This is a genomic window from Variovorax sp. CCNWLW186, from assembly GCF_037203865.1.
Lineage (GTDB): Bacteria > Pseudomonadota > Gammaproteobacteria > Burkholderiales > Burkholderiaceae_C > Variovorax.
On the sequence record NZ_JBBCBO010000023.1, the window covers coordinates 60,816 to 79,599 of the forward strand.

Annotated in this window: 15 protein-coding genes and 1 tRNA gene; 6 read left to right on the forward strand and 10 right to left on the reverse strand. The window is 65.0% G+C overall.

Features of this window, described 5'->3' with window-relative positions; translation table 11 throughout:
- Positions 1-43 precede the first annotated feature (43 nt).
- From lon to V9K97_RS22530, 8 genes are all read right to left on the reverse strand, one after another.
- Positions 44-2,482: an endopeptidase La gene (lon, locus tag V9K97_RS22495; protein ID WP_258506861.1), complete on the reverse strand. Its 2,439-nt coding sequence runs from the start codon at positions 2,480-2,482 to the stop codon at positions 44-46.
- 130 nt (positions 2,483-2,612) lie between these two features.
- Complete coding sequence (gene clpX, locus V9K97_RS22500) at positions 2,613-3,878, reverse strand: ATP-dependent Clp protease ATP-binding subunit ClpX (protein ID WP_337320830.1); 1,266 nt, start codon at positions 3,876-3,878, stop codon at positions 2,613-2,615.
- Between the two features lie 121 nt (positions 3,879-3,999).
- Positions 4,000-4,608, reverse strand: coding sequence for an ATP-dependent Clp endopeptidase proteolytic subunit ClpP (gene clpP / locus V9K97_RS22505; protein ID WP_126749561.1), 609 nt, complete (start codon positions 4,606-4,608; stop codon positions 4,000-4,002).
- 123 nt (positions 4,609-4,731) lie between these two features.
- A complete protein-coding gene (gene tig, locus V9K97_RS22510) occupies positions 4,732-6,048 on the reverse strand; it encodes a trigger factor (RefSeq protein WP_157614310.1) in 1,317 nt (438 codons plus the stop codon).
- Positions 6,049-6,074: 26 nt separating this feature from the next.
- A tRNA-Leu gene (locus V9K97_RS22515) sits at positions 6,075-6,161 on the reverse strand.
- Positions 6,162-6,283: 122 nt separating this feature from the next.
- Positions 6,284-9,439 (reverse strand): efflux RND transporter permease subunit, encoded by a 3,156-nt coding sequence (locus tag V9K97_RS22520; protein ID WP_337320832.1) that lies wholly within the window; start codon positions 9,437-9,439, stop codon positions 6,284-6,286.
- Entirely contained in the window at positions 9,436-10,635 is a 1,200-nt protein-coding gene (locus V9K97_RS22525) for an efflux RND transporter periplasmic adaptor subunit (RefSeq protein ID WP_258506866.1), read from the reverse strand. The genes V9K97_RS22520 and V9K97_RS22525 overlap by 4 nt, the downstream gene beginning before the upstream one ends.
- A 110-nt stretch (positions 10,636-10,745) precedes the next feature.
- Positions 10,746-12,668: a potassium transporter Kup gene (locus V9K97_RS22530; RefSeq protein ID WP_443303986.1), complete on the reverse strand. Its 1,923-nt coding sequence runs from the start codon at positions 12,666-12,668 to the stop codon at positions 10,746-10,748.
- Between the two features lie 72 nt (positions 12,669-12,740).
- Here V9K97_RS22530 and hpnC point away from each other — a divergent pair, with 72 nt between their 5' ends.
- The 5 genes from hpnC to V9K97_RS22555 are packed head-to-tail and all read left to right on the forward strand — an operon-like array spanning position 12,741 to position 16,444.
- Positions 12,741-13,652, forward strand: a complete 912-nt coding sequence (gene hpnC, locus V9K97_RS22535) for a squalene synthase HpnC (protein ID WP_443303988.1) — start codon at positions 12,741-12,743, stop codon at positions 13,650-13,652.
- Positions 13,649-14,488: a presqualene diphosphate synthase HpnD gene (hpnD, locus tag V9K97_RS22540; RefSeq protein WP_337320835.1), complete on the forward strand. Its 840-nt coding sequence runs from the start codon at positions 13,649-13,651 to the stop codon at positions 14,486-14,488. Before hpnC ends, hpnD begins: the two co-directional genes overlap by 4 nt.
- Positions 14,489-14,538: 50 nt before the next feature.
- Positions 14,539-15,798 carry a hydroxysqualene dehydroxylase HpnE gene (gene hpnE, locus V9K97_RS22545; RefSeq protein ID WP_337320837.1) on the forward strand — a complete coding sequence of 420 codons (1,260 nt, stop codon included), beginning with the start codon at positions 14,539-14,541 and terminating at the stop codon, positions 15,796-15,798.
- A complete protein-coding gene (locus V9K97_RS22550) occupies positions 15,795-16,097 on the forward strand; it encodes a hypothetical protein (RefSeq protein WP_337312099.1) in 303 nt (100 codons plus the stop codon). Before hpnE ends, V9K97_RS22550 begins: the two co-directional genes overlap by 4 nt.
- A 41-nt stretch (positions 16,098-16,138) precedes the next feature.
- The gene (locus tag V9K97_RS22555; protein WP_337297689.1) at positions 16,139-16,444 is read left to right on the forward strand and encodes an NIPSNAP family protein; all 306 of its coding nucleotides are present in this window, start codon (positions 16,139-16,141) and stop codon (positions 16,442-16,444) included.
- Positions 16,445-16,453: 9 nt separating this feature from the next.
- Here V9K97_RS22555 and V9K97_RS22560 read toward each other — a convergent pair whose 3' ends face one another.
- Entirely contained in the window at positions 16,454-17,185 is a 732-nt protein-coding gene (locus tag V9K97_RS22560) for an HAD family hydrolase (RefSeq protein ID WP_258506880.1), read from the reverse strand.
- Positions 17,186-17,200: 15 nt separating this feature from the next.
- Here V9K97_RS22560 and hemH point away from each other — a divergent pair, with 15 nt between their 5' ends.
- On the forward strand, positions 17,201-18,235 hold the full coding sequence (gene hemH, locus V9K97_RS22565) for a ferrochelatase (RefSeq protein WP_337320839.1): 1,035 nt from the start codon (positions 17,201-17,203) through the stop codon (positions 18,233-18,235).
- A gap of 28 nt (positions 18,236-18,263) precedes the next feature.
- On the opposite strand, the gene V9K97_RS22570 is transcribed toward hemH, so the two are convergent.
- On the reverse strand, positions 18,264-18,770 hold the full coding sequence (locus tag V9K97_RS22570; protein ID WP_337320840.1) for a DUF1993 domain-containing protein: 507 nt from the start codon (positions 18,768-18,770) through the stop codon (positions 18,264-18,266).
- Positions 18,771-18,784 lie beyond the last annotated feature (14 nt).

An 18,784-nucleotide genomic window follows, 5' to 3' on the forward strand; every position in this document is an offset into this window, starting at 1 on the left:
CGAATTATAGAACACTTTTTCGGGGCCCGGCAAGTTTTGCCGATCAATGTTTGACAGAACCTTCTGAAGCCCGGGCTTCGCGCTGCTTGGCCAACTCGGCCACCGCAGCTGCGGAAGCCGCAACTTCTTCGTCGGACAGCGGCTCCGGCATTTTCTCGAGCGCGATTTCCAGGACCTTGTCGATCCACTTCACAGGCACGATCTCGAGGCCGTTCTTCACGTTCTCGGGAATGTCCTGCAGGTCTTTCGCGTTCTCTTCGGGAATGAGCACGGTCTTGATGCCGCCGCGCAATGCCGCCAGCAGCTTTTCCTTCAACCCGCCGATGGCCGTAACCTCGCCTCGCAGCGTGATCTCGCCGGTCATGGCAACGTCCGCACGCACGGGAATGCCCGTGAGCGCCGAGACGAAGGCCGTCGTCATGGCGGCACCCGCACTCGGCCCGTCCTTGGGCGTTGCGCCGTCGGGCACGTGGATGTGGATGTCGCGCTTCTCGAAGATCTCGTCCTTGATGCCCAGGCGGCGCGAGCGGCTGCGCACCACGGTGCGCGCGGCCTCGACCGATTCCTTCATCACGTCGCCGAGCGAACCCGTGCGGCTGATTACGCCCTTGCCCGGCATGGTGACGGCTTCAATGGTGAGCAGGTCGCCGCCGACTTCGGTCCACGCGAGGCCAACCACCTGGCCGACCTGGTTCTGCTTCTCGGCCAAGCCGAAGCTGTACTTGCGCACGCCGAGGAAGTCGTTGAGGTTGGCACCGTCGACCGTGACCTTGGGCGTGAGCTGCTTGAGCAGGAGGCCCTTCACCACCTTGCGGCAGATCTTGGAGAGCTCGCGCTCCAGCGAACGCACGCCGGCTTCACGCGTGTAGTAGCGCACGATGTCGCGCACGGCCTCTTCGGTGACGAGCAGCTCGTCTTCCTTCACGCCGTTGTTCTTCATCTGCTTGGGCAGCAGGTACTTGATCGCGATGTTGGTCTTCTCGTCCTCGGTGTAGCCCGAGAGGCGAATGACTTCCATCCGGTCGAGCAGCGCCGGCGGGATGTTCATCGAGTTCGACGTAGCCACGAACATCACGTCGGAAAGGTCGAAGTCGACCTCGACGTAGTGGTCGCCGAAGGTGTGGTTCTGCTCCGGGTCGAGCACCTCGAGCAATGCGCTCGACGGGTCGCCGCGGAAGTCGGTCCCCAGCTTGTCGATCTCGTCGAGCAGGAACAGCGGGTTGCGCGTGCCGATCTTGCTCAGCCCCTGCAGCACCTTGCCCGGCAGCGCGCCGATGTAGGTGCGGCGGTGGCCGCGAATCTCGGCTTCGTCGCGCATGCCGCCGAGCGCCATGCGGGTGTACTTGCGGCCGGTCGCCTTGGCGATCGACTGCCCGAGCGAGGTCTTGCCCACACCCGGAGGGCCCACCAGGCACAGGATGGGCGCCTTGACCTTGTCGACACGCTGCTGCACCGCGAGATATTCAAGGATGCGGTCCTTGACCTTTTCGAGGCCGTAGTGGTCGGCATTGAGCACCGCCTCGGCGTTGGCCAGGTCGTGCTTGATCTTGGTCTTCTTGCTCCACGGCAAGCCCACCAGTACGTCGATGTAGTTGCGCACCACGGTGGCTTCGGCCGACATGGGCGACATGAGCTTGAGCTTCTTGAGCTCGCCTTCGGCCTTCTTCAGCGCGTCCTTGGGCATCTTGGCGAGCTTGATCTTTTTCTCGATCTCCTCGATGTCCGCGCCCTCTTCGCCTTCGCCGAGCTCCTTCTGGATCGCCTTGACCTGCTCGTTGAGGTAGAAGTCGCGCTGGTTCTTTTCCATCTGGCGCTTCACGCGCCCGCGGATCTTCTTGTCGACGTTGAGGATGTCGACCTCGCGTTCGAGCTGGCCGAACAGGTTTTCGAGACGCGACTTCACGTCGTCCAGGTCGAGCACGGCCTGCTTGTTGTCCAGCTTGAGCGGCAGGTGCGCCGCAATGGTGTCGGCCAGGCGGCCCGGATCGTCGATGCTTGAGATCGAGGTGAGGATCTCGGGTGGAATCTTCTTGTTCAGCTTGACGTACTGGTCGAACTGCTGCATCACGGCGCGGCGCAGTGCCTCGACCTCGGTGCCCTTCTCGCCGCCTTCGGGCGCCTCGACGGGCGTCACGTTGGCCGTGAAGTGGGTTTCACCGTCGTCGATGCGGTTCACGCGTGCACGCTGCTGGCCCTCGACCAGCACCTTCACGGTGCCGTCGGGCAGCTTGAGCATCTGCAAAATGGTGGAGACGCAGCCCACTTCGAACATGTCCTCGACCGAGGGCTCGTCCTTGGCAGCGGCTTTCTGCGCCACCAGCATGATGCGGCGCTCGGCCTCCATGGCCAGCTCGAGCGCCTTGATGCTCTTGGGGCGCCCCACGAACAGCGGGATCACCATGTGGGGGAACACGACGACGTCGCGCAGCGGCAGCAGCGGCAGGTCGATCGCGTCGGCAGGCAGGGGGGTATGACCGGACATGAATATCCTTTGATTGATCAGGCAAAGATGGATGGGTGTTGGGGCATTTCAAGCCCGCGCACCCGGTCTTTGTCGAAGGCGCCGAGAGCTTTGGTGAAAAGAGCCGGCGCCGCGTTCATTCAAGCCTCGCTCAAGCCTTCTTGGCCGCTTCTCGGTACACGAGCAGCGGCGGCTTGTTTTCATCGATTGTGGATTCTTCGACCACAACCTTGTCGACGTTGGTGGCATTCGGGAGTTCGAACATGGTGTCGATGAGCGACTGTTCGAGGATCGAACGCAAGCCCCGTGCCCCGGTCTTGCGCGCCAGCGCCTTGCGGGCAATCGCCTTCAGCGCCGCGGGTCGGATCTCGAGGTCGACACCTTCCATTTGCAGCAGCTTGGTGAACTGCTTGACCACCGCGTTCTTGGGCTCCGTCAGAATCTGCACCAGCGCGTCTTCGCTCAGCTCAGCAAGCGACGCCACCACAGGCATACGGCCGACGAGCTCGGGAATCAGGCCGAACTTGATCAGGTCTTCGGGCTCGACTTCGCGGAACACCTCGGTGATGCTGCGCTGCGCCTTGCTCTTGACCGAAGCGCCGAAGCCGATGCCCGAAGCCTCGGTGCGGTTTTCGATGACCTTCTCGAGGCCGGCAAACGCGCCGCCGCAGATGAACAGGATGTTGGTCGTGTCGATCTGCAGGAAGTCCTGGTTCGGGTGCTTGCGTCCGCCCTGGGGCGGCACGCTGGCCATGGTGCCTTCGATGAGCTTCAGCAGCGCCTGCTGCACGCCCTCGCCCGACACGTCGCGCGTGATCGAAGGGTTGTCAGACTTGCGCGAGATCTTGTCGATTTCGTCGATGTAGACGATGCCGCGCTGGGCGCGCTCGACCTCGTAGTTGCAGCTCTGCAGCAGCTTCTGGATGATGTTCTCGACGTCTTCGCCCACATAGCCCGCTTCCGTGAGCGTGGTGGCGTCGGCCATGACAAAGGGCACGTCGAGCATGCGCGCCAGGGTTTGCGCAAGCAGGGTCTTGCCCGAGCCCGTGGGGCCAATCAACAGGATGTTGCTCTTGCTGAGCTCGACGTCCTCGCCCTTGGCCTTTTCCTTGTGGCGCAGGCGCTTGTAGTGGTTGTAGACCGCCACCGACAGCATGCGCTTGGCCGGCTCCTGGCCGATCACGTAGTTGTCGAGGTTGGTCTTGATCTCCAGCGGCGTGGGCAGGTCGCTGCGCGACTCGCGCGCCTCTTCACCGGCCGGGAGCTCGTCGCGGATGATTTCGTTGCAAAGGTCGATGCACTCGTCGCAAATGAAGACCGAAGGGCCCGCGATCAGCTTTTTGACCTCATGCTGGCTCTTGCCGCAGAACGAGCAATAAAGCGTTTTTTCGCTGGAAGAGCCTTTTTTTTCGGCCATGGACAGGTGCCTCGTTAACGGGGTAGGACAATGATAACTAAACAAAAACGGCGTTTCCCGTGGGGAAAACGCCGTCTTTGCCTTTTTGGCGCCACCGGCGCCGCGGCGCGGGCTGGGTTGATCAGCTGCGCTTTGCGATGACCTGATCGACCAGGCCGTATTCCTTGGCTTCGTCGGCGGTCAGGAAATAGTCGCGTTCGGTGTCCGACTTGACTTTTTCCAGCGGCTGGCCCGTGCGCTCGGCCAGGATGCGGTTCATCTGGTCCTTGGTGCGCAGGATGTCGCGGGCATGAATTTCGATGTCCGTAGCCTGGCCGCGAGCGCCGCCGAGCACCTGGTGGATCATGATCTTCGAATTGGGCAGCGAGAAGCGCTTGCCCTTTTCGCCGGCCGCCAGCAAAAAGGCGCCCATGCTGGCCGCAAAGCCGATGCACATCGTGGAAACGTCGGGCTTGATGAACTGCATGGTGTCGTAAATGGCCATGCCGGCGCTCACGCTGCCGCCCGGAGAATTGATATAGAACGAAATGTCCTTGTCCGGATTCTCGCTCTCGAGGAACAGCAGCTGCGCCACCACGAGGTTGGCGGTCTGGTCGTTCACTTCGCCCACCAGGAAAATGATGCGCTCCTTGAGGAGACGCGAATAAATGTCGTAAGACCGCTCGCCGCGACCCGACTGCTCGATGACCATCGGGATCATGCCGAGGGCCTTAATATCCTGTGCGCTCATTGATTTGCTCTCCGGAAAAGGTTCGTTCGCTGTTCGAATTTAACTGTACGCCTGAGTGAAATGGGGCTCGTGCCGTAAAGCACAAGCCCCATTGGCGTTGCGGGCGGCGGGCAGGCCCGGCGCTCAGCCTTGCTGCTGAGCCATCAACTCGTCGAACGAAACCGACTTTTCGTTGACCTTGGCCTTGCTGAGCACGAATTCAGTCACGTTGTTCTCGATGACGACTGCCTCGACCTCGGCCAGGCGGTTGTTGTCGCTGAAATACCAGCGCACGACGTCAGCCGGCTTTTCGTAGCTGGCAGCCAGCTCGTCGATGTGGGCCTTGATCTGCTCGGGCTTGGCCTGCAGGTTGTTGGCACGCACCAGTTCGGCGACCACCAGGCCCAGGCGCACGCGGCGCTCGGCTTGCGGGCGGAACACTTCCTCGGGAATCGGCGCCTTGTCGGCATCCTTGATGCCGCGCTGCTTGAGCTCGGCGCGGGCGCCTTCGATCATGCGATTCACTTCGGACTGCACGCTGGCGTTGGGCAGGTCGAGCTCGGCGTTGGCCACCAGCGCGTCCATCACGGCGTTCTTGTTGCGGGCCAGCAGGCGGAATTTCACTTCACGCTCGAGGTTCTTCTTGATGTCGGCGCGCAGGCCTTCGACCGTGGCTTCGGCAATGCCGAGCGACTTGGCGAGCTGTTCGTTGACTTCAGGCAGGTGCGAAGCCTCGATCTTCTTCACGGTGACCATGAAGTCGGCTTGTTTGCCGGCCACGTCCTTGCCGTGGTAGTCCGCCGGGAACGACAGCGGGAAGGTGCGGCTGTCGCCGGCCTTCATGCCGCGCACGGCGTCTTCGAATTCCTTCAGCATCTGGCCTTCGCCGACGATGAACTGGAAGTCTTCGGCCTTGCCGCCCTGGAAGGTCTCGCCGTCGATCTTGCCTTCGAAATCGACCGTCACGCGGTCGTTGTCTTGCGCAACGGCGTCTTGTGCGCGCTGGGCGAAGGTGCGGCGCTGCTTGCGCAGGATGTCGAGCGTCTTGTCGATGGCGTCGTCGCCCACTTCGGCCGAGAGCTTCTCGACTTCGGCACCCGACAGGTCCTTGATCTTGACTTCGGGGAACACTTCGAACACCGCGTCGAAGGCGAGTTGGCCTTCGGGCGACTCTTCCTTCTCGGTGATGCGGGGCTGGCCGGCCACGCGCAGCTTGGCCTCGTTGGCGGCTTGCGAGAAGGCTTCACCGACCTTGTCGTTCATGACTTCGTAGTGCACCGAGTAACCGTAGCGCTGGGCCACGACATTCATTGGCACCTTGCCCGGACGGAAGCCATCCATCTTGACGGTGCGCGCGAGCTTCTTGAGGCGCGAATCGACTTCGGACTGGATGGTGCCGACCGGCAGGGTCAGCGTGATCTTGCGTTCGAGCTTCTCGAGAGTTTCAACGGTCACGGTCATGGTGTCTTCCTTGTGAGGGGTGTGGCTGGTGCGCGGGGCCGGACTCGAACCGGCACGTTCTTGCGAACGTCAGGACCTAAACCTGGTGCGTCTACCAATTTCGCCACCCGCGCTTGCCAAATTTTTTCAGGTGAATGCAAAGGCGGACGGCCCTGGTGCCACAGGCATCGATATCGTCGATATCGAATACGCGCCGCCCAAAGACCGTCCGCCTGAAATCGGTCAACCGCGTATTTTAAGCGCTAATCAGACCCTCTTTCGGCTCCCGCTTGACGCGGAATGCAGCGGCGTACATTGCCGGCAGCGCCAGCAGGGTCAATACGGTGGCCACGATCAGCCCGCCCATGATGGCAACCGCCATCGGCCCCCAGAACACGCTTCGCGAGAGCGGAATCATCGCCAGCACCGCCGCCGCCGCGGTCAGCACGATGGGGCGCAGGCGCCGCACCGCCGACTCGACGATGGCGTCCCAGGCGGGCACGCCCGCCGCGCGGTCGCTCTCGATCTGGTCGATCAGGATCACCGCGTTGCGCTGGATCATGCCCATGAGCGCAATCACACCCAGCAGTGCGACGAAGCCGAACGGCCGGTTCAGCAGCAGCAGTGCCCCGGCAACGCCGGCAATGCCCATGGGGCCGGTAATGAACACCAACAGAGAGCGGCTGAAGCTGTGCAGCTGCAGCATCAGCAGCGTGAACACCAGGAACAGCATGATCGGCACGCCCGCCACGATGGAAGCCGAACCCTTGCTGCTTTCCTCCACGGCGCCCGCCACCTCGATGCGGTAGGCGCCCTCGCCCGCTGCATGCCAGCCGGCTTCGAGCTTGCGCAGCTGCGGGAGCAACTGCTCGGTGACCGTGGCGCCCTGCAGCCCTTCGACCACGTCGCCCTGCACCGTAATGGCGTAGTCGCGGTTCTCGCGCCACATCACGCCCGGCTCCCAGGTGAAGACCGGCCGCGCGATCTGCGTGAGCGGAATCGAACGCCCGGAGGTCGTCGGCAGGTAGGCGTTGCCGATGTCCGAAATGGCCTCGCGCTCGTCCGCCGACTGGCGCAGCACGATGTCGATCAGCAGGTCGTTCTCGCGGTATTGGCCCACCGTGGTGCCGGAGAACATCGTCTTGGAAGCCTGGGCAATTGCCTGGCTGGTCACGCCGAGCGCGCGCGCCTTGGCCTGGTCGACCTCAAGGCGAATCACCTTGACCGACTCGTTCCAGTTGTCGTTCACGCCGCGCATGTTGGCGTTCTCACGCAGCACGGCCTTCACCTCGTCGGCATGCGCGCGCAGCTGGGCGGGGTCGGTGCCGATCACGCGGAACTGCACCGGATACGGCACCGGTGGCCCATTGGGCAGCAGCTTCACGCGGCCGCGCACTTCCGGAAACTCCTCCGCCAGCAGCGCAGGCAGCTTGATGCGCAGGCTTTCGCGCACCTTCAGGTCCTTGGCCAGCACGATGAGCTGCGACACGTTGGTCTGCGGAAACACCTGGTCCAGCGGCAGGTAGAAGCGCGGCACGCCGGAGCCGATCCAGGTGCTGACCGTCTTCACGCCCTCTTCCTTCATGATGCGCTGCTCGACGCGCTTGGCGACCTCTTCGTTCGCGGGGAACGAGGTGCCCTCCGGGAACCAGATGTCCACCATGATCTCGGGCCGGCTCGAATCCGGGAAGAACTGCTGCTGCACCTTGCCCATGCCGACGATGCCCAGCGCAAAGATCAGCACCGTGGCGCCGATGGTCAGCCAGCGGTGCTGCACGCACCAGTTCACCGTGCGGCGAAAGCTGTTGTAGAACCGGGTGTCGAACAGCTCATGCGGCGGCGCATCCGGGTCGTGCGGCTTGACCTTGAGCAGCAGCGTGCCCAGGTAAGGCACGAAGTACACTGACACGATCCACGACAGCACCAGCGCAATGACGGTCACCGCGAAGATGGCGAAGGTGTATTCACCCGTCACCGACTTGGCAATGCCGATGGGCAGGAAGCCCGCGGCCGTGATGAGCGTGCCGGTGAGCATGGGCTTGGCGGTGACGTCGTAGGCAAAGGTGGCGGCGCGCACCTTGTCGTAGCCCTCTTCCATCTTCCGCACCATCATCTCGACCGCGATGATCGCGTCGTCCACCAGGAGGCCGAGCGCAATGATCAGCGACCCCAGCGATATCTTGTGCAGCCCGATGCCGAAGTAGTTCATGGCCAGGAACGTGACGGCCAGCACCAGCGGAATGGTGATGGCCACCACCAGCCCCGGGCGGATGTCGATGTACCAGCCGAGGCGCCCGCCCTTGTGCAGGCCGAGCGAAATGATGCTCACGGCCAGCACGATGGCCACGGCCTCGATCAGCACGCCGACGAATTCATTGACCGAGCTGGCCACCGACACCGGCTGGTCCTGCACCTGCGCCAGCTTCACGCCGGCCGGCAGGCGCTGGTCGATCTGCTTGGTGGTGGCGCGCAACGCCTCGCCCAGCGCGATGATGTCGCCGCCCTTGGTCATCGAGACGCCCAGCGCAATGACTTCCTTGCCCTGGTGATGCACCTTTACGGCCGGCGGGTCGACATAACCGCGGCGAATTTCGGCGATGTCGCCGAGCTTCAGCTGGTTGCCCGAACTGCCGCGGATCGGCATTTCGCGCAGCTGCTCCACGCTGGTGAACTGCCCCGCCACACGCACCTGCACCACGTCGAGCGGCGACTGGATCGTGCCCGCGCTTTCCACCGCGTTTTGCGAACCGAGCTGCGCGAGCACGGCGTTGAAGTCGAGCCCCAGCTGCGCCACGCGCTTCTGCGAAATCTCGACGTACACCTTTTCGTCCTGAACGCCGAACTGGTCGACCTTGGCAACGTCTTTCACGCGCAGCAATTGCTGGCGCACTTCGTCGGCCAGCGTCTTGAGCTCGGCGTAGCTGAAGCCTTCGCTCTCCAGCGCGTAGATCACGCCATACACATCGCCGAAGTCGTCATTGAAGAACGGGCCCTGCACGCCCGGCGGCAGCGTGTTGCGCATGTCGCCGATCTTCTTGCGCACCGTGTACCAGACGTTGGCCACGTCGGCGGCCTTGGACGAATCCTTGATCTGGAAAATGATCTGCGACTCGCCCGGCTTCGAATAGCTGCGGATCTTGTCGGCGTAGGGTGCCTCCTGCAGCGTGCGCTCGAGCTTGTCGGTCACCTGCTCGGCCACCTGCTGCGCCGTGGCGCCGGGCCAGTAGGTGCGCACCACCATGGCGCGGAAGGTGAACGGCGGGTCTTCGTCCTGTCCGAGCTCAAAGTAGGCAAAGGCCCCCAGCACCATCAGCACCACCATGAGGTAGCGCGTGAGCGGCCCGTGGTCGAGCGCCCATTTGGAGAGATTGAAGCCTGCGGGCTTGTCGGTGGTTGCTGCGCCTTCCGTCATTTGGAAGCACCTGCAGCGATCTCCTTCTTCGTGGCCGCAACCGGTTCGACGGGCTTCGCCGACTCGTTGGTATTGGCGTTGGCGGCCGCGGCTGCAGCCTCCTTCGACTGGTAGATGGTGACCTTCTGCCCCGGCGAAAGCACATGCACGCCCGCGGCGACGACCATCATGCCGGGAGCAAGTCCGCCGCCGATCACGGCCTCATTGCCGTCGGCCGTGGCAACCTGCACCGGCTGCGAGCGCACCGTCATCGTTGCCTTGTCCAGCACCCACACCGCGGTGCCCTTGCCCTCCTGGCGCAACGCGCTGGTCGGCAGCTTGATGACCGCGCCGCCCGCACGCGCCAGCGCCTGCGGACGCGCATAGACCGTGGCGCCGAGCGCCGGCGAGGTTGCCGCATCGATCGATACCTTGACCGAGTAAGTGCGCGTCACCGCGTCGGCGCTGGCCGCCACTTCACGCACCTGGCCCTGCAGCTCGTTGCCGCCCGACCAGCCGCGCACCATGACCGGCGAGCCCGGCTTGATCAGCGCGGCCCGGTCTTCGGGCACCGCAAACACCACGTCGCGGGCGCCGTCCTGCGCGATGCGAACGACGGGCGTGCCGGCCTGCACCACCTGGCCGGGCTCGGCTTCGATCGCGGTAATGACGCCGGCCACGTCGGCCACCAGGGTGGTGTAGCTCGCCTGGTTACCTTGAGACGAAAGCTGCGCCTGTGCCTGTTCCAGCTGCGCCTGCGCGGCTTTCCAGGTGGACTCGCGGCGCTCGAGTTCGGCGCCGCTGATGAAGTTCTGCGCCCGCAATTCGGTATAGCGCTTGAGATCGGCCGCCGCGAGATCGCGGTTGGTCTGCGCCGCGGCCAACTGGGCGCGCGCCGCTTCGGCTGCGAGCCGGTAGTCCTGCGGATCGAGTTGCGCGAGCACTTGCCCCGCCTGCACGTGCTGGCCCAGTTCCGCCTGGCGCTTGATGATCTTGCCCGCCACGCGAAACCCCAAGCGCGATTCGACACGCGCCCGCACCTCGGCCGAGAATTCGGGCTGGGCGTCGAAGTCGCTGGTGCCGACGGTCACCAGCTTGACCGCGCGCACAGGTTCCTCGGCCGGCTTCGACTGCGAACAGCCGGCCAGGAACAAGGCGGGAAGCAGTAGCCAGGCGGCACCGCGGGCAAGAGGAGAGAGGCCGGAAGAGGCGGTCATGAGACACCCTAGAAAGGTCGAACCGGGTCAATTACTGACCCACCGGTTAGTAATCTAGGGTAAACCTTAAACACTGTCAATCGCGGCGTGACAGTCCGGCCAGCTTCGCCTTAGGTTCGCTGCCCCATTTCCACCAGCCGGTTGCCCGGAATCTCGAAATAGTCGGACGCGCGGCCCGCGTTGCGCTGCAGCCAACCGAAAAGCGCGCGCCGTACCGGGTTCATGCCTGGCAGGTTTTCTTCTCCGACCGAAGCGCGCGAAACGAAATAGGAGGTCTTCATCGAGTCGATGGCCAATGCCTTCTGGTAGGCGAGGATGCGGATGAATTCGGGCACGTCGGGTCGCTCCATGAAGCCGTGGCGCGCCGTCACCACCCAGATGCCTTCCATCAGGGATTCAGCCTCGATGCGCATGCGTGCCTCCACGCGAGGCGTGTCGCAGGCCAAGACCCGCAGCACGATCACCTGCTCGTGCAGCACCTGGTTGTGCTTGAGGTTGTGAAGCAAGGCATGCGGCACTGAAGTCGCATCGGCATTCAGGAACACCGCCGTGCCGCTCACTCGGTGCGGCATGTGCAGCGCCAGCGACTCGAAGAACGGCTTGAGCGGCAGGCTTTCGGCCGCTGCGGCTTCCAGCCCCAGACGGCGCCCCTTGGCCCAGGTGGTGAAAAGCACCATCACCCCGACCGCCACCGCCAGCGTGAGCCAGCCGCCCTCGGCCACCTTGAGGCTGTTGGCCACCACGAAGGTCAGGTCGACCGCCGCAAAAGCCACAACGCCAAGCACGACCGCCACCCGGTTCCAGCGCCATAGCCCCCAGGCCACGATGCCGGCCAAGAGCGTGGTGGTCACCATCGTGATCGACACCGCAATGCCGTAGGCCGCCGACAACGCGCCCGAACTGCGAAAGCCCAGCACCAGCAACAGCACCCCCACCATCAGCAGCCAGTTGACCGTCGGCACATAGATCTGGCCGATGGCGGAGCCCGAGGTCTGCACCACCCGCATGCGCGGCAGGTAGCCCATGCGCATGGCGTGCGCCGTGAGGGAAAAGGCGCCCGAGATGACGGCCTGGGAGGCAATCACTGTCGCCATCGCGGCAAGCACCACCATCGGCACCACGCCCCACGAAGGAAAGAGCCGGAAGAACGGGTTGTCGACGGCCGCGGGGTTTGCCAGCACCAGCGCGCCCTGCCCGAAATAGTTCAGCACCAGGCCCGGCAGCGCGATGAAAAGCCACGCGAGACGGATCGGCCTGGCCCCGAAGTGCCCCATGTCCGCATACAGCGCCTCGCCACCTGTGAAGGCAAGAAATACGGCGCCCAGAACCGCCAGCGACTGGACGCGATGCTCGACCAGGAAGCCCACGGCCCGCCCCGGGTGAAGCGCCGCCAGCACCTGCGGGTTCTGCAGCACCTGCCAGCCCCCGGCGAGCGCCAGCACCAGAAACCACAGCAGCATGACAGGCCCGAACACCTTGCCCACCACGCCGGTGCCTTTGCGCTGCACTGCGAAGAGCCCGACCAGGATGACGATGGTGATCGGAATCACCGCCCGCTGCAGAACCGGCGCCTGCACCTCCAGCCCCTCGACCGCCGACAGCACCGAGATGGCCGGTGTGATCAGGGTGTCGCCATAGAACATGGCCGCTCCCACCAGGCCGAACACCCCGATCGCGTTCCACACCCACGGTCGGGCGCGGGGACCCGCCGTCGCGCTGCGCGCAAGCGCCTGCAGCGCGAGGATGCCGCCCTCGCCGTCGTGGTCGGCGCGCAGCACAAACACCACGTACTTGAGCGTCACCACGAACATCAGCCCCCAGAAGATGAGCGAGAGCAGCCCCAGCACCGCATCGGGCGTGAACGCCACGCCGTGCTCGGGGTTCAGCGTTTCCTTGAAGGCATAGAGCGGCGAAGTGCCGATGTCGCCGAACACCACGCCCAGCGCGGCAATCATCAGGCCGGGCCCTGCCGGATGAGGCGCCTCGCCGGGCGCTGGTGTCGGGGCAGAGGGAGCCGGTGCCGATGGATTCATGAAAGCAGGAACTTGGTGATGGCGACATCACGAGCATAGTCCGCGGCCTCGGTCGTCGCGGACAATCGCCGCGTGTCCGCACCATCCCATATTGCCGCCCCGCCGGCGCACTACGAAAACTTTCCCGTGGCCTCATGGCTGTGCCCGCCGCACCTGCGCGCGCCGATTGCCGCCATCTACCACTTCGCCCGGACCGCCGACGACATCGCCGACGAAGGCGACGCTTCGCCCGGCGAGCGGCTGGCCGACCTGCGCGCCTACCGCGAAGAACTCCGCGCCGCCGCGCTCGGCATTGTGCCGCCCTCTTCTCGCTGGCCCGAGGTGTTCGGACCGCTCGCCTACAGCATCGCGCAGTTCGCATTGCCCGAAGACTTGCTGGCCGACCTGCTGAGCGCCTTCATCCAGGACATCGAGAAAACCCGCGACGGCGGAACCTACGCCGATCGCGCCGAACTGCTCGACTACTGCCGCCGCTCCGCCAACCCCGTCGGCCGCCTGCTGCTGCATCTGTATGGCGTAAACGATGCCGAAGCGCTGGCGCAGAGCGACGCCATTTGCAGCGCGCTGCAACTCATCAATTTCTGGCAGGACCCGAGCGTGGACCTGCCACGCCGCCGCTTTTACTTTCCGCTCACCGATTGCGCCCGGCGCGGCTTCACGCGCGAGAGCTTCAAGGTCTTCGCGCCCCTGGCCGACTCGCCGCCTCCGCAGGAAGCCATCAACCTCATCGCCGTCGAAAGCGCATGGGCGCGCGAACTGATGACCCAGGGCGCGCCGCTGGTCCACCGGCTGCCGGGCCGCGCCGGCTGGGAGCTGCGCTTCGTCGTGCAAGGCGGCCTGCGCATTCTCGACAAGATCGAAGACCTGGGCTTCGACACCTTTTCGCAGCGCCCCAAGATCGGCAAGACCGATGCCCCGCTGCTGGTCTGGCGGGCCCTGCGGATGCGGAGACAATTGCCGCCCATGAAAGCGCTCCCCCGATGACTCCCGAGCAATACGTACAAGACAAAGCCGCCGCTTCGGGCAGCAGTTTCTATTACGCCTTCCTGTTCCTGCCCAAGCAAAGGCGCGCGGCCATCACGGCGTTCTATGCCTTCTGCCGCGAGATCGACGACGTGGTCGACGAGGTCAGCGACCCCGGCGTGGCCGCGACCAAGCTCGCCTGGTGGCGCACCGAGGTGGCGCAATCTTTCTCCGGCCTGCCGCGGCACCCGGTGATGCAGGCGCTGGTGCCGCATGCCGCCGCCTACGGCATCGAGCCGCGGCAACTCAACGAAGTGATCGACGGCTGCCAGATGGACCTCGACCAAACCCGCTATCTCGACTTTCCGGGCCTGGCGCGCTACTGCCACCTGGTGGCCGGCGTGGTCGGCGAGGTGGCCGCGCGCATCTTCGGCCAGACCGATCCGCAGACCACCGCCTATGCGCACAAGCTCGGCCTGGCGCTGCAGCTCACCAACATCATTCGCGACGTGGGCGAAGACGCGCTGCGCGGGCGCATCTACCTGCCCGTGAACGAACTGCAGAAGTTCGACGTGAAGGCGCACGAAATTCTCAACCGCGTGCATTCGGAGCGCTTCGTCGCGCTGATGAAGTTCCAGGCCGAACGCGCCCATGCGGCGTACGACGAAGCCCTCGCCCTCCTCCCCGCCGCGGACCGCCGCGCCCAGAAACCGGGCCTCATGATGGCCAGCATCTACCGCACCCTGCTGCGCGAAATAGAGCGCGACAACTTCCAGGTGCTGAACCAGCGCGTGAGCCTGACACCGGTGCGCAAGTTCTGGCTGGCGTGGAAGGTTCAGGCGCTGGGGAGGATATGACGAGCCCCCAGTCGACCAAGCTAGGCAGCTTGGCACCAGGGCGCTGACAAGTGAAGATCGCCGTCATCGGCGCCGGCTGGGCCGGCCTCGCCTGCGCCGTCGAAGCCACCCGCCTCGGCCATGCCGTCACGCTCTACGAAGCCGCGCACATGGCGGGCGGCCGCGCGCGGCGGGTTGACAACATGCATGGGATGGCGCTCGACAACGGGCAGCACATCCTCATCGGCGCCTACACCGCAACGCTGAAGCTCATGTGCGATGTGGGCGTCGATGCAAGCACTGCGCTGCTGCGCATGCCGCTTTCGCTGCGTTTTGCCGACGGCGGCGGCTTGAAGCTGCCGCGGCTGCCAGCGCCGCTCGACCTGCTGACTGGCATCTTCAGCGCGCGCGGCTGGACATGGCGCGACAAATCCACCTTGCTGCGCACCGCCGTGCAGTGGCGCCTCGGCGGATTCCGCTGCGCGCCCGGCACTACCGTTGGCGCGCTCTGCACCGGCCTTACGCCGCGCGTGATGCAGGAGCTGATCGAGCCGCTTTGCGTATCCGCCCTCAACACGCCGGTCGATCAATCGAGCGGAGAAGTGTTCCTGCGCGTGCTGCGCGACGCACTTTTCAGCGGCAGCGGCGGCGCCGACCTGCTGATTCCGCGTGTGGACCTGGGTGCGCTTTTTCCTGACGCGGCCTTGACGTGGCTCGCACAACACGGCGCCGCGCTGCGCATCGGCACGCGCGTGCGCGCCATCTCGCGCCAAGGCGAGCAATGGCGCGTGGACGATGAGGGCTTCGACCAAGTCGTGCTCGCCTGCGCGCCGTGGGACGCGGCCCGGCTGGTGCGCGCATCCGGACTACCGGCAGAGCGCTGGTGCGAAACCACCGAGGCCTTGCGCTTCGAAGCCATTGCCACTGTTTATGTGCGCGGCGCAACACCCCTTGCAGAGCCGATGCTTGCGCTGCGCAGCCATCCCGCCACAGCACCGGCGCAGTTCGTGTTCGATCGCACGCAACTCGGCGGCCCGGAGGGCGTGCTTGCCATGGTCGTGAGCGCGAATGAAACTCCGCGTGAAGCGCTGGAGCATCAGGTGATGGCCCAGGCAGCCGCGCAGTTGGGACAGACCTCGCTGCAGCTCGTGCAGACCGTCGTCGAGAAACGCGCCACCTTCGCGTGCACGCCGGCGCTCGCTCGGCCGCCTGCGAAAATCGCCCCCGGCCTGCAGGCCTGCGGCGACTACACCGAAGGGCCCTATCCCGCCACGCTCGAAGGCGCGGTACTCAGCGGGCTCGCCGCCGCCAACGCTCTTAACACACCATGAACCACCTGCGTTATCTCGATTTCGACTACAGCGAAGACACCGAAGGCCACGGCACTTTCGATGCAATGGCCACGACGGTGCCCGCCAATACGCGCGAGGTGCTTGCGGAGGTTGCGCAGGTGCTGGCCTGGGCCAACGCCACCTTCCCCAATGCGCAAGGCGCGCTGGAAGACGGAGCCGCCTGGGACTTCGACCTGCAGCAGACGAGCGAAGCGCCGGAGCTCGACACGGTGACCTTCTCGCTCAGCGGCACCGCCGACTTCTGCGCGGCGCTGCGCGAGCAATTCAAGCTGGACTGAAAAGTCCGATCGCCGACCTCAACCAGTTCACGGAAAGAACCATGGTCACCTGCTATCTCCGCTACATCGTCGATCCCTACAAGCTCAAGGAATTCGAGCACTACGGCAAGCTGTGGATTCCGCTGGTCGAGAAGTTCGGCGGTCAGCACCATGGCTACTTCCTGCCGTCGGAAGGCACCAACAATGTGGCGCTGGCGATGTTCAGCTTTCCGAGTCTGGCGGCCTACGAGCAGTACCGGGCCGATTCGATGCAAGACCCCGAATGCCAGGCCGCATTCAGGTACGCCGAAGATACGCGCTGCATCGTGAGCTACGAGCGCAGCTTCTTCCGACCCGTGTTTTCGTAAAGCGGGAGTTCAGGCGCCGAGCGCCACGCACAAGGCGTGCAGGTTCGGCACGATCAGCTGCGGCCGTGCACCGTGCACCCACGGGCGCTCGTCGCGCACCAGCCAGGCCGCCTGCATGCCGGCGTTGAGCGCGCCCACCACGTCCAGCTCCGCGTCGTCGCCCACGTGAAGCACGTCTTTCGGCAGCAGGCCGACCGACGCGGCCGCGGCGCGGAAGATCGGAGCATGCGGCTTGCCGCTGCCGAACGCGCGCGCGTTGAAGGCGGTGCGAAACCAGCGGCCGACACCGGTCAGGTGGATGTCGGCGTTGCCGTTCGACACCGCCACCAGCGGGTAGCGTTCGCTCAGCCACTTGAGGGCGGGCAGCGCGTCTTCGTACAGCGTCACGCGCTGCCTTTCGGCAAAGAAGGCGTCGAAGGCCGGGTCGGCCAGCGCCGGGTCTTCGCCCGAGCGCTTCAGCGCCGTGCGAATCGATTCGCGGCGCAGCGCGCTCAGGTCGTGCGCCAGGTCTGAACGCTCCTTGGCGGTGGCTTCGCGCAGTTCACGCAAGATGCCTGGCGTCAGCAGCAGCGAGGCGGTCTTGGGTGCCTCGCGCAACAGCCACTCCTGCAGCACGGTCTCGGCGCGCTCGATGGTCGGCCAGATCGGCCACAGGGTGTCATCCAGGTCGAGCGAGATCGCGGCGATGCGCTTGATATCGAGGGGCGCGGCGTTCGCTAGCGCCGTGGAAGCGGAGGTCATGCCCGAGAATATCGCATGCCTCAAGACAACACGAACGACAGTTCCATCGCCGGGCGCACCGCCGTCCTCTGGTGCAACCTGGGCTCACCCGACGCGCCCACCGCGGCCGCCGTTCGGCCCTACCTTGCGGAGTTTCTCGGCGATCCGCGCGTGGTCGAGGTTCCAAGGCTGGTGTGGGCGTTGATCCTGCACGGCATCATCCTTCGCGTGCGGCCCGCCAAGTCGGCCGCCAAGTACGCGAGCATCTGGATGCCCGAAGGCTCGCCGCTGAAGGTATGGACACAAAGGCAGGCCACGTTGCTTGCCGGCTGGCTCGGTGAACGCGGCCACCGTGTGACGGTGCGCGACGCCATGCGATACGCCAGCCCGTCTATCGCCTCGCGACTCGATGCGCTGCAGGCCGAAGGCGTCACGCGTGTCTTGGTGCTGCAGGCCTATCCGCAGTATTCGGCCACCACCACGGCCAGCGTGATCGATGCGGTGAACGACTGGAGCCGCCGCCAGCGGCGCATTCCGGAGTTCCGCTTCGTCAACCAGTACCACGACGACCCGGCCTACATCGAGGCGCTTGCACTAAGTATCGAGCAGCACTGGAAGAAAGAGGGCCGCGGCGAAGTCTTGCTGATGAGCTTCCATGGCATTCCGGCGCGCAACATCGAACTCGGCGACCCCTACCAGGCGCAGTGCCTCGAAACCGCGCGCCTGCTTGCGGCACGGCTCGGCCTCTCCGCGGCCAAGCATCGCGTGACCTTCCAGTCGCGCTTCGGGCGCGCCAAATGGCTCGAGCCCTACACCGAGCCGACGTTGCGCGAGCTCGGCGCGAGCGGCGTGAAGCGCGTCGATGTGGTGTGCCCGGGCTTTCCGGCCGACTGCCTCGAAACGCTGGAAGAAATTGCCATGGAGGGCCGCGAAGCCTTCATGCATGCAGGCGGCGAGGCCTTCAGCTACATCCCGTGCCTGAACGACAGCCCCGCGTGGATCACCGCGCTGGCGGGTATTGCCGAACGCAACCTGGCGGGCTGGCCGACGCAGCGGCCCGCCGGCATCTGAGAACGCCAGAACTCAGGAAGGCCCGCGCCTAGAACTTGCCCAGGTAGTCCATCTTGCCGATCGGCATGCCCGTGTGGCGCAGCACGCCATAGGCCGTGGTCACGTGGAAGAAGAAGTCGGGCAGTGCGAACTGGAGCAGGTAGCGCTGAGCGGTGAAATGCGCTTCGCCTTCGCGGGCCTTGATGGTCACGGGGCGTTCTTCGTGGCCGTCGATCAGCGCGCGGTCTACGCTTGCGAGAAAGTCCTGCGTCTTCACGATGCGCGCCAGCAGCTCGTCGTAAGTCTTTTCCTCATCGGGAAAGCTCGGTGCCGTGATGCCGGCGATGCGGGCCACGCCGAGCTTCGAGGCATCGCTCGCGCGCTGGATCTGGCCGGCCAGCGTGAGCATGTCCGGCGCGAGCCTGGCATCCACCAGCGTTGCGGGATCGATGTCGTTGGTCTTGGCATGCGCCAGGCTCTTTTCGAGCAGATGGGTGAGCTGGCCGAGCCCGCGGGAGAAGACCGGCACGGAGAGGTCGTACATCGAAAGCGCCATGGCGTTAGTCCTTG

Bases quoted from the DNA above. Each gene is read 5' to 3' on its own strand.
- lon (WP_258506861.1), bottom strand. From the start codon at position 2,482: ATGTCCGGTCATACCCCCCTGCCTGCCGACGCGATCGACCTGCCGCTG.
- clpX (WP_337320830.1), bottom strand. From the start codon at position 3,878: ATGGCCGAAAAAAAAGGCTCTTCCAGCGAAAAAACGCTTTATTGCTCG.
- clpP (WP_126749561.1), bottom strand. From the start codon at position 4,608: ATGAGCGCACAGGATATTAAGGCCCTCGGCATGATCCCGATGGTCATC.
- tig (WP_157614310.1), bottom strand. From the start codon at position 6,048: ATGACCGTGACCGTTGAAACTCTCGAGAAGCTCGAACGCAAGATCACG.
- V9K97_RS22520 (WP_337320832.1), bottom strand. From the start codon at position 9,439: ATGACGGAAGGCGCAGCAACCACCGACAAGCCCGCAGGCTTCAATCTC.
- V9K97_RS22525 (WP_258506866.1), bottom strand. From the start codon at position 10,635: ATGACCGCCTCTTCCGGCCTCTCTCCTCTTGCCCGCGGTGCCGCCTGG.
- V9K97_RS22530 (WP_443303986.1), bottom strand. From the start codon at position 12,668: ATGAATCCATCGGCACCGGCTCCCTCTGCCCCGACACCAGCGCCCGGC.
- hpnD (WP_337320835.1), top strand. From the start codon at position 13,649: ATGACTCCCGAGCAATACGTACAAGACAAAGCCGCCGCTTCGGGCAGC.
- V9K97_RS22550 (WP_337312099.1), top strand. From the start codon at position 15,795: ATGAACCACCTGCGTTATCTCGATTTCGACTACAGCGAAGACACCGAA.
- V9K97_RS22555 (WP_337297689.1), top strand. From the start codon at position 16,139: ATGGTCACCTGCTATCTCCGCTACATCGTCGATCCCTACAAGCTCAAG.
- V9K97_RS22560 (WP_258506880.1), bottom strand. From the start codon at position 17,185: ATGACCTCCGCTTCCACGGCGCTAGCGAACGCCGCGCCCCTCGATATC.
- hemH (WP_337320839.1), top strand. From the start codon at position 17,201: ATGCCTCAAGACAACACGAACGACAGTTCCATCGCCGGGCGCACCGCC.
- V9K97_RS22570 (WP_337320840.1), bottom strand. From the start codon at position 18,770: ATGGCGCTTTCGATGTACGACCTCTCCGTGCCGGTCTTCTCCCGCGGG.